At 67.6% G+C, this 16,399-nt stretch carries 15 protein-coding genes; 11 read left to right on the plus strand and 4 right to left on the minus strand.

Features of this window, described 5'->3' with window-relative positions:
* Positions 1–256: 256 nt before the first annotated feature.
* Positions 257–733, minus strand: a complete 477-nt coding sequence (locus tag ACZ7M3_RS22315; protein WP_472065415.1) for an ATP-binding protein — start codon at positions 731–733, stop codon at positions 257–259.
* A gap of 222 nt (positions 734–955) precedes the next feature.
* On the opposite strand from ACZ7M3_RS22315, the gene ACZ7M3_RS22320 reads away from it, so the two are divergent.
* The 3 genes from ACZ7M3_RS22320 to ACZ7M3_RS22330 all read left to right on the plus strand — a co-directional run bounded on the left by ACZ7M3_RS22320 (position 956) and on the right by ACZ7M3_RS22330 (position 2,958).
* A complete protein-coding gene (locus ACZ7M3_RS22320; RefSeq protein ID WP_472065416.1) occupies positions 956–1,810 on the plus strand; it encodes a helix-turn-helix domain-containing protein in 855 nt (284 codons plus the stop codon).
* Positions 1,811–1,821: 11 nt separating this feature from the next.
* Positions 1,822–2,010 carry a DUF397 domain-containing protein gene (locus tag ACZ7M3_RS22325; protein ID WP_472065417.1) on the plus strand — a complete coding sequence of 63 codons (189 nt, stop codon included), beginning with the start codon at positions 1,822–1,824 and terminating at the stop codon, positions 2,008–2,010.
* A gap of 312 nt (positions 2,011–2,322) precedes the next feature.
* The gene (locus tag ACZ7M3_RS22330; protein WP_472065418.1) at positions 2,323–2,958 is read left to right on the plus strand and encodes a DUF4232 domain-containing protein; all 636 of its coding nucleotides are present in this window, start codon (positions 2,323–2,325) and stop codon (positions 2,956–2,958) included.
* Positions 2,959–3,470: 512 nt separating this feature from the next.
* On the opposite strand, the gene ACZ7M3_RS22335 is transcribed toward ACZ7M3_RS22330, so the two are convergent.
* Positions 3,471–3,827 (minus strand): hypothetical protein, encoded by a 357-nt coding sequence (locus tag ACZ7M3_RS22335; RefSeq protein ID WP_472065419.1) that lies wholly within the window; start codon positions 3,825–3,827, stop codon positions 3,471–3,473.
* 194 nt (positions 3,828–4,021) lie between these two features.
* On the opposite strand from ACZ7M3_RS22335, the gene ACZ7M3_RS22340 reads away from it, so the two are divergent.
* Positions 4,022–4,174 (plus strand): DUF6415 family natural product biosynthesis protein, encoded by a 153-nt coding sequence (locus ACZ7M3_RS22340; protein ID WP_388303504.1) that lies wholly within the window; start codon positions 4,022–4,024, stop codon positions 4,172–4,174.
* A gap of 220 nt (positions 4,175–4,394) precedes the next feature.
* Here ACZ7M3_RS22340 and ACZ7M3_RS22345 read toward each other — a convergent pair whose 3' ends face one another.
* Complete coding sequence (locus tag ACZ7M3_RS22345) at positions 4,395–4,808, minus strand: Imm10 family immunity protein (protein WP_388303621.1); 414 nt, start codon at positions 4,806–4,808, stop codon at positions 4,395–4,397.
* A 5-nt stretch (positions 4,809–4,813) separates the two neighbouring features.
* Entirely contained in the window at positions 4,814–6,322 is a 1,509-nt protein-coding gene (locus ACZ7M3_RS22350) for an RHS repeat-associated core domain-containing protein (protein ID WP_472065420.1), read from the minus strand.
* A gap of 812 nt (positions 6,323–7,134) precedes the next feature.
* On the opposite strand from ACZ7M3_RS22350, the gene ACZ7M3_RS22355 reads away from it, so the two are divergent.
* The 7 genes from ACZ7M3_RS22355 (at position 7,135) to ACZ7M3_RS22385 (ending at position 16,309) form a co-directional block, all read left to right on the plus strand.
* Positions 7,135–8,949 carry a tannase/feruloyl esterase family alpha/beta hydrolase gene (locus ACZ7M3_RS22355; protein ID WP_472065421.1) on the plus strand — a complete coding sequence of 605 codons (1,815 nt, stop codon included), beginning with the start codon at positions 7,135–7,137 and terminating at the stop codon, positions 8,947–8,949.
* 138 nt (positions 8,950–9,087) lie between these two features.
* On the plus strand, positions 9,088–10,137 hold the full coding sequence (locus tag ACZ7M3_RS22360) for an ABC transporter substrate-binding protein (RefSeq protein ID WP_393013694.1): 1,050 nt from the start codon (positions 9,088–9,090) through the stop codon (positions 10,135–10,137).
* Positions 10,138–10,178: 41 nt separating this feature from the next.
* On the plus strand, positions 10,179–11,036 hold the full coding sequence (locus tag ACZ7M3_RS22365) for a siderophore-interacting protein (RefSeq protein ID WP_472065422.1): 858 nt from the start codon (positions 10,179–10,181) through the stop codon (positions 11,034–11,036).
* Positions 11,037–11,246: 210 nt separating this feature from the next.
* Complete coding sequence (gene desA, locus ACZ7M3_RS22370; RefSeq protein WP_472065423.1) at positions 11,247–12,704, plus strand: lysine decarboxylase DesA; 1,458 nt, start codon at positions 11,247–11,249, stop codon at positions 12,702–12,704.
* Positions 12,688–13,974 (plus strand): lysine N(6)-hydroxylase/L-ornithine N(5)-oxygenase family protein, encoded by a 1,287-nt coding sequence (locus ACZ7M3_RS22375; RefSeq protein ID WP_472065424.1) that lies wholly within the window; start codon positions 12,688–12,690, stop codon positions 13,972–13,974. Before desA ends, ACZ7M3_RS22375 begins: the two co-directional genes overlap by 17 nt.
* Complete coding sequence (locus ACZ7M3_RS22380) at positions 13,971–14,540, plus strand: GNAT family N-acetyltransferase (protein ID WP_472065425.1); 570 nt, start codon at positions 13,971–13,973, stop codon at positions 14,538–14,540. Before ACZ7M3_RS22375 ends, ACZ7M3_RS22380 begins: the two co-directional genes overlap by 4 nt.
* Entirely contained in the window at positions 14,537–16,309 is a 1,773-nt protein-coding gene (locus ACZ7M3_RS22385) for an IucA/IucC family protein (RefSeq protein ID WP_472065426.1), read from the plus strand. The genes ACZ7M3_RS22380 and ACZ7M3_RS22385 overlap by 4 nt, the downstream gene beginning before the upstream one ends.
* The last annotated feature ends 90 nt before the right edge of the window (positions 16,310–16,399 follow it).

Here is a 16,399-nt window from a genome sequence, read left to right on the forward strand (position 1 = left end):
CGCCGTTCAGGGGGCTGTCCGGCCCGGTGACGCGACCGCCCGCACCGGGAAGCCATGCGAGGTCTTCGCACTTGAGCGGCGCGTAAGTCGAGGCAGCTGTCGCCGCGAAGAGCGACTGGCGGATTTGGGCCAGGTCCGGCGGTCGTGACCACGCCGTACGGAGGTCGCGGGCGGCCCGGATCTGCCAATCCCACGACGGCTCCCGGTATGCGGGCGGGCCGGCGAGGCGTTCATGCGGCGACACCGGCGAGGCCGTTCATACGGCAATAGATTGCCGCGCCACCGCCCCGCCACCACCCACCTCGAACCACAGCAGCTTCCCGGCACCCCGCCCCAGGAGGTCGTCGCCGAGCGACCAGCCGCCCCACGAGTCCGCGCATTCCTGCACGAGGAGCAGCCCTCGCCCACCATCGACGTCCGCCGGGACGGGAGCGACCCGACTGCCGGGCGACTGATCGAACGGCGCGGGGATGTACGGGCTGCTGTCCCACACTCCCACCCGTAACCGCCCGCCTCCCAACGCGGTCAACCGCAGGGAGGCGGGCCCTTTCGTGTGCCGGTACGCATTGGTGACCAACTCGGACGTCAACAACTCGACCACGTCGAGGACTTCGTGCAGGCCATGCCCGTCGAGTGCGGCCCGCACGGTCATACGTGCGACGCGCGCGGCGCGGGGGTCAGGGGGCAGCCGAAGGGCGTACGCCCAGGTGTCGGGCGGGGATACGGTGACCATGAACACCTCCGGGAGGGAAGGGGCTTGGGCGCGCTCAACGTCGGCGCCGTGCGGCGGCAATGCCTGGGTTGGTGCGCTTCCGGCTTAGGGGCGCAGGCCGTTGGCGATACGGCTCTACGCCAGTGGAGCCTGGGAGATACATCTCCCATCAGAACGGTATTCATCAGCAAATACCTCGTGTGAGGTACACGAGCGCCGCACCGCGGCCCGGAAGGAGACTTCTTGCCGCCTACCAGCACCCCCACTCTGCGCCAGCGGCGGATGGGCGCCGAACTGCGCAAACTCCGCGAACGGGCAGGGCTGACCGTCACCGGCGCCGCCGCGCTGCTCGGCGTCAAGCAGGGGCGCGTCAGTATGATCGAGACCGGCCGCAGCCCGCTCGGCGCCGACCGAGTCCGCGCCCTGGCAGGCTTGTACGACTGCGGGGACGCACCATTGGTAGACGCCCTGGCCGCAATGACCGGGCGACGGATTCGCGGCTGGTGGGAGACGTACCGCGAGTACCTGCCCGCCGCGTTGATCGACCTCGCCGAACTCGAACATCACGCCATCGGGCTGCGCGCGGCACTCATCGTCCACATCCCGGCCCTGCTGCAGACCACTGACCACGCACGCGCCCTCTTCCAGCAAGTGGCCCCACCCATGCGGCAGTACGAGATCGAGCACCGCCTCACGTTCCGCATCAAGCGACAGGGCGTACTGCACCAAAAGAACCCGCCGTCATACTCGGCGATCATCCACGAGACGGCGCTCCGCATGGGCTTCGGTGGCCCCGCCATCGCCCGCGGCCAGCTCAAGCACCTGATCGACATGAGCGAACTGCCGCATGTCACCCTCAGGGTGATCCCCTTCGGCACGGACGACTTCCCGACCACAGGCCAGTCGTTCGACTACGTAGAGGGACCCGTCCCGCAGCTCGACACTGTTCAGCTGGACTCACACCACGGTGCCTGCGAATTCCTCGACGCGGAGGCACAGCTGGGTAAGTACCGTTCCGTGCTGGAACGCATGGAGTCCTGCGCCCTCAGCCCTGCCGAGTCACGCGACTTCATTCACCGCCTCATCCCAGACACGTAAGAGGGCCAACCGTGCACACCATCCACTGGCAGAAGTCCACGTACAGCGGCGACGGCTCGAACTGCGTCTACGTCGCCGCCACTCCCACCGGAACGGTCCGCCTCCGCGAAAGCAACGACCCGGAAACCATCCTCACGACCACGCCCGCCGCCCTGAAGTCCCTGATACGGACCCTCAAGACGTCGACCGACCCTCGCTAGGCGGACGGGCCCTAGACATGCGGGGCCAGAGCCGACGTGCTTCCTGCCTTGATCAGGCCGTGCCCCAGTACGTACAGCTGCACCAAGACGGCGGCAGCGACGCGACCGACCGTGTCCTGCACCCTGTGCGGTCACCGGCTGACACGCCACGAAGAGAGCGCCCCCACAACACCCGGAAATACACGCGAACTTTTCCGCACCGGCGTGCATCACACAGGGATGACGGGGTACATGGCGCCGTTCACACGCACGTCTCGGGCTGTAAGTTTCAAGGAGCAAACAGACGTTGCAACCTTCCTGACGGCACGACGTGTGGTGTCCGCGCTCGGTGCAATAGCCGCCCTGAGCCTGCTCACAGCCTGCAACGACGGCCAAGGCACCGCCAGCGCTCCGAAGACGGCATCCGAGTCGGGCCAGCAGGCCTCCGGTGATGACTCGAGCACCGCCGACACCACGACGAACACGGGCGCCACCTCCACCGGCACCGGTGCGTCGAAGGGCTCCGGCGGCACGTCGGTCTCCGGGGGCGGCGCCACGAGCGCTCGCTGCAACGCCTCCGAACTGCGCGGGAACGTCGGCGAGAACAACCCGGGCGCCGGGCAGGAGAACTTCCCGCTTGTCGTGACCAACTTCTCCGGGCGGACCTGCACCATCGACGGCTACCCGGGCGTCGCCTTCGTGGACGGCTCCGGCAAGCAGCTGGGACCGGACCCCAAGCGCGGCTCCGGCAGCCCCACCAAGATCACGCTGGCGCCGGGCAAGAGCGCCTGGGCCGGACTGAGCTTCGGCAACCCCGAGGTCAGTGGGGCCAGGAAGGCCACGCCCACGGGGATCCTGATCACGCCGCCGGACGAAAAGGTCTCCCTGAAGGTGGACTGGACAGGCGGCGCGGTACCCGTCTCCTCCGCCGCGAACCTGACGGCCTTCCAGGTGGGCATCGGCACCTGACCGCCCCCGCCCGACACCCCACTGCCGCAGAGCGACCGTTGCCCGTACTGCGGCAGTGGGGTTCGTCATGGAACCGCCGCTGTTGTTCCAGGACGTCGAACCAACCCGCGGGCGACAGGATGAAGGGGCCAAACGAGACAGCCGCACCGTTACCGTCCCGGACGCCATACGTCGCCGCCACTCCCACGGGGACGGTCCACCTCCGCGAAAGCGACGAACCGGAAACCATCCTCACGACCGCACCCACCGCTCTCAAGCCCCTGATACGGGCCCTCAAGACGGCGACCGACCCTCGGCAGGCGCAATCCGCACCTGACCGGCAACTGCGAGAAACATGCCCCGGCTTGACACCGAATGTCGGGAATTCCAGGGCTGCGGTAGCACACCAGGCGTACGACTGCTGCTCGCCGGCGTCTACGCTGTACTGACGGCAGTATTTCTCCCCAACGCATGGCTCCTTCCTGCCCTCACACCCGCTGCGGCCGCTACTGCGGCCTGAACCGTGCACCGGGCTACTCGTCCTGCTCGATCACAGCACCGACCTGTGCGGACGCGACCACGCGCGGGCCTTCGAGCACGAGCAGCTCGGCACCAGGTCGCAGGTTCGGGTGTGCCAACTCGGGGGCGAGGAAGCCGACCAGACAGCGCCAGCGCCGCGCATCCAGCTCGTCGGTCTTCTGCAGCAGAATGCTCAACTGGTCAGCCGAGGCTGGCCAACCGGGCTGTAGTTCGCGGTCGCCACCCTGGGCGAACACCGCAGTGGCCATGTAGACGGGCGTGGTCGGCGGCCCTGACTGCCGACCTCCGTCGTCGGCCGTGCGCCAGTGGACCATGGCCTCCGCCACCGGCTTTTCGATCTTCTCCATCATGGCCACAACTTGATTCCGCTCATCTGCTTGTCGTCCCCTTGACCATCGGGTCCAGCGGATGCTGATCTCACGGGAGTTGACCATGATGTGTCCACGAAGCCGGAGCGTCAGCGTCTCCAGGTCGTCGAAGGTTGGCGGCTCGGCGTCCAGTGCGACAGACGGCTTGCGCCAGCGCGCATCGTCGTCGCGTCGACGTGCCCCACGCGTGCGCGCTCGCCTGCGTCGGCGAGGCCCGTATGCGACTTAGCCTGGAGCCCGACCACAGGTTGCCCGCAGGAATCGCGCACGCCCAGCGGCTCGCCCGGTCCCTGAACGCCCTGTGCGACCACTACGAGAACGGCGAGTGACCGCGACCCCGCACGTACGTCGTCGCGTCGACGGGCTGCTCACCGACGAGGCGCGCAACATCTCAGTCACATAGGAGGCGACCGACTCGAGACCCGGCTGGCTGGTGTGTATGCACCAGCCGCACGCACACCTCGCACATCCCTATACTCGCTGGCTTGCCTTGACCTACAACGATCGGCGACCCAGTTGACAACCTGAGCCGCCGACCTGGCGTATCACTCAGAGCTGCAGTACTGACGGAACCTTCTCTGGGTTTCCGTAGGTCAGAACTCTGCGTAGTCCACCGCGTAGGCTCTCCACATCAGACTCGGGCGCGATATAGAGATTGATTTCTCCGGTCGGAAGGTCGAGTTTCTCAACTGCTTCCGGCGTGAAACGGAAGAAGATTCTGTTCGCCGACAAGGACACGTTCTCAACGCCCCCGAAGTAAACACCCCCCGTCTCATTGATGATGCAATAACTATCCAATCCTAGGGTTCGCTCCTGCTCTCCGGGGCCTTCTAGGCCGCACTGAAAAGTGAGATACCGGCCTTCGCCGTATTCGTCTTCCGCGAGCCCTACGATGAAGCAGGAATCAAGCGCGTTTTCCTCGACGACCACAACTCTGACGAGCCACTCGGAACCACTCACCATGTTTGTCACCCCGCACTACTCCAAGTTTTTCCGTCCCAAACGTACACGAACGTGGCCCCGGTCTGGGCAGCCGCTCGTCTCATAGAACCCTGGCACTGAGTGCACGGCGGATTGGTGCCCGCGATCGTCACGGTGTCGCCAGGGCTGACAGGTGCCAGGTTCGCATAGCGATCCCCTGAGATGCGAACGCTTGGAGTGGCCCCCGACATACGAGCCGCTCGACTTTCCGTGTGGCTGGCCTGCGAGTTGTTGGGGAACCCGAGCGCTTTCTCTTCGGGTGTCTGAGTTCCACTTCGAAGGGTGTAGGAATTGACCAAATCACCCTCTACGTTTCGCACCTCCACCCCTGCCCAGTGAGTGCTCTTCCCCGTCGGGCCAATAATGGTTCCCGCGAAGGGTTTGTTTCGCGCTCCATAAGTGGGCCTGTGACCAAATATTGCCGCCAGGGCACTCGGAACCTGATAGGAATCGCTAGAGGTGTCATAGCCATAGCCGGCTACCCAGTTGTCAAACTGGGCCCCGTAGTCGCAGCCTGGCGATCCCGGGCCGCCATTGCCGCGGCAGTCCGAGTCGAAGATCCAGCCCGCGTATTCTGCTGTGTGAGGGATGTTACTTACAAGACCATAGAACGACTCTCCGACACCAGAGCAGAAGCTCGCAAGGAATCCCCACGATCCGCACCCCCCGGAATCCCCAGGGCCAGTTTTCGGACCGTCGCCACCACCACTGCTGGTGTGACCGGAACCGCCCGTGTGGGACGTTCCGCCACCACCGCCACCTCCAGAGGTCCCACATGCGTCGGTCAGTACGTAGTAGCAACCGCTACCGCCCGCACCGCCGCCACCGCCACCGCCACCGCCAGGCTTGGTGGTGACGCCGCCGCACGGGTCCTGAAGGACGAAGTAGCAGCCGGTGCCGTTCACGCCGCCGCTGCTGCCCTGGTCAGCGGGGTATTGCAGACCCGTGGGGTCGGACTGGGTGACGGGACTGTTGCCGGCGTAGCTGAAACCGTTGAGTGACTGGTGTTGATCGACCGAGAGGACCGGGTCGACGCTGATGAACTGGCCGATCGACGGGTCGTACTCGCGGGCGCCGACATGCGTCAGGGCCGTCGATACGTCGGCCGGCTTGCCGAGAAAGGCCTTGTCGTCGGGCCAGGTGGTCGCCTTCGTACCGCGTGTTCCGCCGAACGGCGAGCTGTAGCGCTTCGTTATCGCGTACGTGCTCGCGTCCAGGGCGATGCTCGACGTGCCGTGATGGTCCCCGGCCAGGAAGCTGAGCTTCGTGCCCGTGGTGCCCGAGACCGCGGTACGGCAGGCGATGGTCTGGCCGTTGGCCGCGTAGTACCGGGTGCCCGACAGCGTCTTCGTCGTCCCCTTGACCGTCAGTCGCGCCTCGGTGCCGCCGCCGAGGTAGAGGACCGTGTCCCCGTCTCCCTTGGCCCGCCGGATCAGCAGTTCGCCGTTGGCGTCGTAGAGGTAGCTGGTCTCCTTCGTGCCCTCGGTGAGCCCCACCAGCTTGCCCTCGGTGTGTTCTTCACACGCTGAGGCGTCGTCGCCTGCGTCAGCTTGAACGAACCGTCCGGATTGGCGCGCGTCGTCGAGTACTCGGTACGGTCCGCCGTCACCTCCACCGGCTCGCCAGAAGCTTTCGCTTGGGCCAGCGCGGTCGGCTCGTCCACTACACCCGGTAACACAGCTGCGGCAGCCACCGCAGCAGCGCTCTCGCCTGGCAGCACGGGCAACGCCGACAGCACCAACGATGCGGCCACACCCCCCAGAAGCACACCACGAGATCTTCGCACCCTCCATATGGGCGCTCTGATTCCCCACCCCGTATTCACGGTGTCCACTCCACTCACAAGATTCTTACAGGATACGCAGAGTTAAATTGCCATTACTTGACTTGGTCAATCTTTAGTGACTTTGGGCACATTTTCATTCGCCTAATATGACCCACCTTCACCCTATATCCGCTTCACAGTTGGCTTGTTCAATTCCCTGCGTGACTGAAATCAACAAAAGTCACGCAAAGCTGGGCTCCGCATCACGGCATTCAGGCCGCCGTCTCACGGAACGGCATCCCAGCCGAGATCCCGGACATAATCGTCGACAATTTCGTCGACATGTCTTGCGTCGAGATGGCCGCCGGGCTACGTTCCTTCGCCGTACCACCCCTGCAAAGTCCTAGCTGCGGACGGAGGTTGGCCCCGTACGCGGTCGTGCGCAGGCGTCGGCACGAGGAACACAAGGAAGAGGCATGCCTGTCTGCCCACGGTCCGCACGTTCGCGCAAGCCGTCGATCGCCCAACGAATGGAGACCGAGCATGGCCACGCTGTCCAGATGGTGTCGGTGGAAGTCGGCCGCCTTCATGGCCACCCTCGCGACCGCCCTCACGCTCGTGACCGGCGTGAGCCTGGCACTCGCGGCCGGAGCGACCGGCGCGACCGGCGGCGCGCAAGCCTCCTCCGCCTCCGCCGAGGTCGCCTCCGCCTCCAGGGTCGCCGCCAACGTCGCCACCACGACCAGCGCCACCCCCTCCGGCATCGCGCCCGCCATGTCCTGCGCCGGCCTCACCTCACTGGACCTGGCCGCCGTCGTCCCGGGCGTGCCCTTCGAGATCACCTCGGCCACGGAGCTGGCCGCGGGCAGCAACACCCTGGGCAACTGGGCGGCCTGTGACGTGAAGGGCGTGATCGCCCCGCAGATCCACTTCGAGGTGAAGCTGCCCCAGACCGGCTGGCAGGCCGACTACCTCCAGGTCGGCTGCGGCGGCCTCTGCGGCAACGTGAACGTGACCAGCGCCCCCGCCTCGGCCGGCTGCGTCCCCCTGACCAGCGGCGCCTTCGCCGTAGCCTCCAGCGACGAGGGTCACTACCAAGGTGGCGGCCTGTTCTCCGCCGACCCGACGCTGCGCGCCGACTTCGGCTACAAGTCCGACCACCAACTCGCCCAGGCGGCCAAGGCCGTCATCGAGCGGTACTACGGACGGGCCACCGACCACGCGTACTTCGACGGCTGCTCGCAGGGCGGCCACCAGGCCCTGACGGAGGCCCAGCGCTACCCGACCGACTTCGACGGCATCATCGCCGGGGCCCCGGCCAACAACTTCACCGCGCTGAACACCTTCTCGCACGCCTGGACCGCCCAGTCCGTCTACCTCGGCGGCGGCCCGGCCACGATCACCAACGCCGACCTCGCGGACCTCCACGCGGCCGTACTCAAGGGCTGCGGCGCTCCCGCGGACGGCATCCTCGCCGACCCGCTCAGCTGCACCTGGGACCCGGCGACCATCCGGTGCGCGGCCGGACAGGCCTCCACGAGCGAGGACTACTGCCTGACCGCGGACCAGGTCACCACCCTGCGCCGGATCTACGCGGGGCCGACCGACGAGAACGGCAAGCTGCTGTACCCGGGTTACCAGCTGCGCGGCTCCGAGCTGAACTGGGCCGGGATCATCACGCCGGCCACGGCCACCGGCGCCTCCGGCGACATCAGCTTCGTCCGCGAGACCCTCCGGTACCAGATCTTCGACAGCCCGCGGCCGACGCTGACGTACAAGGACGTCAAGTTCACCGCGGCCTACTACAAGAAGGTCATGCAGCCCAACGAGGGCATGTACGACGCGACCGACCCGGATCTGAAGGCGTTCAAGGCGGCCGGCGGCAAGCTGATCCTCTGGCACGGCCTGGGCGACCAGCACATCCCGGCGGTCGGAACCATGGCGTACTACAAGGCGGTTGAGAAGGTCATGGGCGGCAGCGCGGCCACGGAAGGCTTCGCCCGGCTGTTCCTGCTCCCCGGCGTCGCGCACTGCGGCGGCGGCCAGGGCCCGGCCACCTTCGACGCGCTGACCGCGATGACCGACTGGGTCACCAAGGGCGAGGCTCCGGGCAGCCTGACGACCAGGTCCGTGAACAGCGGCGGGAGCACCACCGCCACCCGCCCCGTCTATCCCTTCCCCTACGTCGCCCAGAACACCACGGGCGACCCGGCGGACGACGCGGGCAGTTACACGCCCGTCAGGTCCACCGCCGAGGCCAACCTGACGCTGAACCGGCTCGGTTCCTTCCGCTCCGGCTACGAGACCGTCGGCAACTGGGTGCACGGCACGTGGGTGGTGTCCAAGGGCAAGGCCTGACCGCCCGATCGACATACCGGCAGCCCACAGGCCCGGGCGGAGGGCACCCGCCCCCTGGACAAGTGGTGAGGTTAGGCTAACCTACCTTCGAACTTGTCCGGCGGGCGCTCCCGCCCCGAGCCGAAAGCAGCCACACACATGTCCAACGCCCGTGCCACCCACCTCACCCGACGCGGCATCCTCGCCGCCGGCGGCGCCCTCGGTCTCGGTGCCGTCCTCGCCGCCTGTGGCGACGACGACGGCAAAAGCGGTGGCTCGGAGTCGACGAAGGCCGCCTCCGCCAAGTCCGGTCCCTGGACCTTCAAGGACGACCGCGGCACGACGGTGAAGCTGGACAAGATCCCGGCGAACATCGTCGCCTTCACCGGTGTCGCCGCCGCCCTCTACGACTACGGCATCGAGGTCAAGGGCGTCTTCGGCCCGACCACGACCAAGGACGGCAAGGCCGACGTCCAGGCCGGCGACATGGACGTCAGCAAGCTGACCGTCCTCGGCAACGAGTGGGGCCAGTTCAACATCGAGAAGTACGCGGCCCTCGCGCCCGACGTGCTGATCTCCACCATGTTCGACTCCGCGGGCACCCTCTGGTACGTCCCCGAGGAGTCCAAGGCGAAGATCCTCAAGCTCGCCCCGAGCGTCGGCATCTCCGTCTACGACCGCCAGATGCCCGCGTCGTTGGAGCGCATGCTCGCGCTCGCCGTGTCGCTGGGCGCCGACGAGAAGTCCGCCAAGATCGCCGAGGCCAAGAAGAAGTTCGAGACCGCCGCGGAGCGGCTGCGCACCGCGGCCAAGGCCCGCCCCGAGATCAAGGTGCTCGCCGGTTCCGCGAGCCAGGACATCTTCTACGTCTCCGGCTCGAACCTCTCCATCGACCTGGAGTACTTCAAGGCGCTCGGCGTGAACATCGTCGAGCCCTCCGCCAAGGCCCTGAAGGCCAGCGGCGGCTGGTTCGAGAACCTGAGCTGGGAGAACGTCGACAAGTACCCGGCGGACATCATCATCATGGACGACCGCAGCGCGACCATCCAGCCGGCCGACATCACCGAGGCCACCTGGAAGAAGCTGCCCGCGGTCAAGGCCGGCCAGGTCATCGCCCGCTCCCCCGAGCCGATCGTGTCGTACGACAAGTGCACCCCGCTTCTCGACAACCTCGCCGAGGCGATCGAGAAGGCCAAGAAGGTCGCCTGACCCCCCTGTCGCGATCACCTGACGATGACTCAGGAGCACCAATGACGACGGCCGTAGCCGCCCCGTTCCGTTTCTTCTCCCTCCAGGTCGTACGGACGAGGCGGCTCGGCCCGTCGCTGGTCCGGATCACCTTCGCCGGAGCCGACCTGGTGGCCTTCGCCTCCCACGGCCGGGACCAGAGCCTCTCCCTCTTCCTGCCGCACCCCGGCCAGACCGAGCCGGCCGTCCCCTATGAGCTGGGCGACGACTGGTGGCAGGGCTGGCGCGAACTCCCCGACGACGAACGGGCGGTGATGCGCTCGTACACGCTGCGGGCGCTGCGCCCAGACGCCCGGGGCCGTACCAGCGAGATCGACATCGATTTCGTCCTGCACGGCGTGGAGCCGGACGCCGGGGTCCCCGCGGGGCCGGCGTCCCAGTGGGCCTCCCGCGCGACGGCCGGCGACCGCGTCGTCCTGCTCGGCCCGGCGGTCGAGGACAACCGGGCGATCCGCTTCCGCCCGCCCGCCGACACCGACCTGGTCGTCCTGTGGGCGGACGAGACCGCGCTGCCCGCCGCCTCCGCGATCCTCGAGTCCCTGCCCGCCGGCACCCGCGTCCGCGCCTGGCTGGAGGTCCAGCACGCCGAGGACGTCCAGGACCTGCTGGTCACCGCCGAGGCGGAGATCACCTGGCTCGTGCGCGACGACGGGGCTCCCATGGCCGTCGACGCGATACGGGCCGCCCGGCTTCCCGCCGCCGAGAGCCCGTACGCCTGGATCGCGGGCGAGTCCGGGTGCGTGAAGGAGATGCGCCGCCATCTCGTGCGCGAGCGTGGCATCGACCGCAGGCGGGTCACCTTCGTCGGCTACTGGCGACGTGGGCTGACCGAGGAGCAACTGCGGGAGCAGGGGGAGTAGTTCCAAGGCGTGACGTGCCTCTGGGCGGTTCAAACAGAGGCGTATGTCACTCAGGACATGAGCGGGACGGGGTCGCTTGATCGACTTAGGTTAGGCTAACCTAAGTCGAACACCGGGGCCTCGTCCCTCTTCATGTCCCGGCCACCCCTCGCCCCACCCCGGCCCCCTCACCCCGTCCCGCTCGGACTCTCCCGCACGGAGGACCCCCACATGCGCTCGCACCTGCTCAATGACACGACCGCGGAGCGGTACCGCCGCTCCGTGACCGAAGGAATCGAGCGGGTGGCGGCCAAACTCGCCACCACCGACCGACCGTTCACGGGTGTCACGGTCGACGCCCTCGCTCCCCGTATCGAGCAGATCGACCTGGACCGCCCGCTGCATGACACCAGCGCCGTCCTCGACGAGCTCGAAGAGGTCTACCTCCGGGACGCGATCTACTTCCACCACCCGCGCTACCTCGCGCACCTCAACTGCCCGGTGGTCATACCCGCCGTGCTCGGCGAGGCCGTCCTGTCCGCCGTCAACTCCTCCCTGGACACCTGGGACCAGTCGGCCGGCGGCACCCTCATCGAGCGCCGGCTCATCGACTGGACCAACGAGCGCATCGGCCTCGGCCCGGCCGCCGACGGCGTGTTCACCAGCGGCGGCAGCCAGTCCAACCTCCAGGCCCTGCTGCTGGCCCGCGAGGAGGCCAAGCCAGGGAGCGAACCGGGCGACACCGCCGCCAAACTCCGCGTCTTCGCCTCCGAGGTCAGCCACTTCAGCGTCAAGAAGTCGGCCAAACTCCTGGGCCTCGGCGCGGACGCCGTCGTCTCGATCCCCGTCGACCACGACAAGCGCATGCAGACGCTCGCCCTCGCCCACGAGCTGGAGCGCTGCGAGCGTGACGGACTGATCCCGATGGCCGTCGTCGCCACCGCCGGCACCACCGACTTCGGCTCCATCGACCCACTGCCCGAGATCGCGGAGCTGTGCTCCCGGTTCGGCGCCTGGATGCATGTGGACGCGGCCTACGGCTGCGGACTGCTCACCTCCCTCAAGAACCGGGACCGCCTCGAGGGCATCGAGCGCGCCGACTCCGTCACCGTCGACTACCACAAGTCCTTCTTCCAGCCCGTGAGTTCGTCCGCCGTGCTGGTCCGCGACGCCGCCACCCTGCGCCACGCCACCTACCACGCGGAGTACCTGAACCCGCGCCGCATGGTCCAGGAGCGCATCCCCAACCAGGTCGACAAGTCCCTCCAGACCACCCGCCGCTTCGATGCCCTCAAGCTGTGGATGACGCTGCGCGTGATGGGCGCCGACGGCATCGGGGAACTCTTCGACGAGGTCTGCGACCTGGCCCAGGAGGGCTGGAAGCTGCTCGTGGCCGACCCCCGCTTCGACGTGGTGGTCGAGCCGTCCCTGTCCACCCTCGTCTTCCGCTTCATCCCGGCCGCCGTCACCGACCCGGCCGAGATCGACCGCGCCAACCTCTACGCCCGCAAGGCCCTGTTCGCCTCCGGTGACGCCGTCGTCGCGGGCACCAAGGTCGGCGGCCGCCACTACCTGAAGTTCACCCTGCTCAACCCCGAGACCACGGCCGACGACATCGCCGCCGTGCTCGATCTGATCGCCGGCCACGCCGAGCAGTACCTGGGAGAGTCCCTTGACCGCGCTTCCTGAATCCGTCGAAGCCACTGGAAAGACCCACGACTTCGTGGGGATCGGGCTCGGGCCCTTCAACCTCGGCCTCGCCTGCCTCACCGAGCCGATCGCCGAACTGGACGGCGTCTTCCTCGAGTCCAAGCCGGACTTCGAGTGGCACTCCGGGATGTTCCTGGAGGGCGCGCACCTCCAGACCCCGTTCATGTCGGACCTGGTGACCCTCGCCGACCCGACCTCCCCGTACTCCTTCCTCAACTACCTCAAGGTGTCCGGGCGGCTGTACTCCTTCTACATCCGCGAGAACTTCTACCCGCTCCGGGTCGAGTACGACGACTACTGCCGCTGGGCCGCCTCGAAACTGAGCAGCGTCCACTTCAGCACGACGGTCGAGGAAGTGACGTACGAGGGCGATCTGTACCACGTACGGACGACGGCCGGCGAGGTGTTCCGCGCCCGCCACCTGGTCCTGGGCACCGGAACACCCCCGTTCATCCCCGAGGCCTGCGCGGACCTCGGCGGCGACTTCATCCACAACTCCCGCTATCTCCAGCACAAGCGGGAGCTCCAGGCGAAGAAGTCGATCACGCTCGTCGGCAGCGGCCAGTCCGCCGCCGAGATCTACTACGACCTGCTCAGCGAGATCGACGTCCACGGCTACCGGCTGAACTGGGTCACGCGCTCTCCGCGCTTCTTCCCGCTCGAGTACACCAAACTCACGCTGGAGATGACCTCCCCGGAGTACATCGACTACTTCCACGCGCTGCCCGAGCCGACCCGCTACCGCCTCCAGACGGAGCAGAAGGGCCTGTTCAAGGGCATCGACGGCGAGCTGATCGACGCGATCTTCGACCTGCTCTACCAGAAGAACCTCGGCGGCCCCGTCCCGACGCGCCTGCTCACCAACTCCTCCCTGAACACGGCCGCTCACGAGAACGGCACGTACACCCTGGGCCTGCGCCAGGAGGAGCAGGGCAAGGACTACGAGCTGAGCTCCGAGGGCCTGATCCTGGCCACCGGCTACAAGTACGCCGAGCCCGCGTTCCTGAAGCCGGTCCAGGGCCGGCTGCGCTACGACACCCGCGGCAACTTCGACGTGGCCCGCAACTACGCCATCGACACCACGGGCCGCGGCGTCTTCCTGCAGAACGCGGGCGTCCACACCCACAGCATCACCAGCCCCGACCTGGGCATGGGCCCGTACCGCAACGCGTCCATCATCCGTGAGCTGCTCGGCACCGAGTACTACCCGGTCGAGAAGACGATCGCGTTCCAGGAGTTCAGCGTATGAGCACCACGAGCCGTACCGGCACGACCACCGACGTGGGCACCTTCACCATCCGACCCCTCGACCCCGTCGAGGACGCCGAGCTGCTGCACGGCTGGGTGACGCACCCCAAGGCCGCCTTCTGGATGATGCAGGAGGCGAAACTGCACGACGTGGAGCGCGAGTACATGGCCATCGCGGCCAGCGAGTACCACGACGCGTTCCTGGGGTCGCTGGACGGCGAACCCGTGTTCCTGATGGAGCGGTACGACCCGGCGCACGTGGAGCTGGTCGGTCTGTACGAGCCCGCGCCCGGAGATGTCGGCATGCACTTCCTGGTCGCGCCGGCGGAGACGCCGGTGCACGGGTTCACCCGGGCGGTGATCACCGCGGTGATGGAGCACCTGTTCGCCGACCCGACGACCGCGCGGGTCGTCGTCGAGCCCGACGTGCGCAACACGGCCGTGCACGCGCTGAACGAAGCCGTCGGGTTCGTGCCCGAGCGCGAGATACAGAAGCCGGAGAAAAGGGCGTTGCTGAGCTTCTGCACCCGGGAGCGGTTCGAGCGGGCGGCGGGGGTGACCGTATGAGCCTCGCCGACGCCGTGGCCCACCTCTCCCCCGAGCGCTGGGAGCGCGCGAGCCGCCTTCTCGTCCGCAAGGCCCTCGCCGAGTTCGCGCACGAGCGCCTCATCACGCCGGAGCCAGACGGCGACGGCGGGTACGTCGTCCGCAGCGACGACGGTCTGACCCGCTACCGCTTCACCGCCACCCGCCGCTCCCTCGACCACTGGCAGGTCGACCCCGAGTCGATCACCCGCCACCGCGACGGGGCCGAACTACCCCTCGCCGCACTCGACTTCTTCATCGAGCTGAAGACGTCACTGGGCCTGAGCGACGAGGTGCTGCCGGTCTACCTGGAGGAGATCTCCTCCACCCTCTCGGGCACCTGTTTCAAACTCACCAAGCCGCAGATCCCGTCCGCCGAGCTCGCGAAGGCCTCCTTCCAGGAGATCGAGACCGGCATGACCGAGGGCCACCCCTGCTTCGTCGCCAACAACGGGCGGCTCGGCTTCGGCGTGCACGAGTACCTCTCGTACGCGCCCGAGACCGCGAGCCCGATCCGGCTGGTGTGGCTGGCCGCGCACCGCTCCCGGGCCGCCTTCACCGCGGGTGTGGGCATCGAGTACGAGTCCTTCGTGCGCGAGGAGCTGGGCGCCGGGACGGTCGAGCGGTTCGCCGCCACCCTCACCGAACAGGGCCTCGACCCCGAGGACTACCTGCTCATCCCCGTCCACCCCTGGCAGTGGTGGAACAAGCTCTCGGTGACCTTCGCGGCCGAGGTCGCCCAGCGCCACCTGGTCTGCCTCGGCGAGGGCGACGACGAGTACCTGGCCCAGCAGTCCATCCGGACCTTCCTCAACACCACCAGCCCCGAGAAGCACTATGTGAAGACGGCGCTGAGCGTCCTCAACATGGGCTTCATGCGCGGTCTGTCCGCCGCCTACATGGAGGCGACCCCGGCGATCAACGACTGGCTGGCCCAGCTCGTCGAGAACGACCCGGTGCTCAAGTCCACCGGCCTGTCCGTCATTCGCGAGCGCGCCGCCGTCGGCTACCGCCACCTTGAGTACGAGGCCGCCACCGACCGCTACTCCCCGTACCGCAGAATGCTCGCGGCCCTGTGGCGCGAGAGCCCGGTCCCCTCGCTCCAGGAGGGCGAGAGCCTGGCCACCATGGCCTCCCTCGTCCATGTCGACCACACGGGCGCCTCCTTCGCGGGCGCGCTGATCGAGCGGTCCGGGCTGACCCCCGTGGAGTGGCTGCGCCGCTATCTGCGCGCCTACTTCACGCCCCTCCTGCACAGCTTCTACGCCTACGACCTGGTCTACATGCCGCACGGCGAGAACGTCATCCTCGTCCTCAAGGACGGCGCCGTGCAGCGCGCGATCTACAAGGACATCGCCGAGGAGATCGCCGTCATGGACCCGCAGGCGGTGCTGCCGCCCGTGGTCGAGCGGATCCGCGTCGAGGTCCCCGAGGACAAAAAACTCCTGTCGATCTTCACGGACGTCTTCGACTGCTTCTTCCGCTTCCTGGCGGCCGACCTGGCCGGCGAGGGCATCCTCGACGAGGACGACTTCTGGCGGACGGTCGCCGAGTCCGTACGCGAGTACCAGAAGTCGGCGCCCGAACTCGCCGACAAGTTCCGGCAGTACGACATGTTCGCGCCCGAGTTCGCGCTGTCCTGCCTGAACCGGCTCCAGCTGCGCAACAACAAGCAGATGGTGGACCTGGCCGATCCGTCCGGCGCACTCCAGCTGGTCGGCAGCCTGAAGAACCCGATCGCGGGCCTCTGAAACCGGTGGGGCTCAGGAGTACGGTCCTCCTGAGCCCCATCTTCTCGGCCGCGCCCTGAAGGGGCGCGGGGAACTGCGCGACCGGCCACG

The sequence above is a fragment of the Streptomyces sp. NPDC111656 genome, assembly GCF_055656965.1.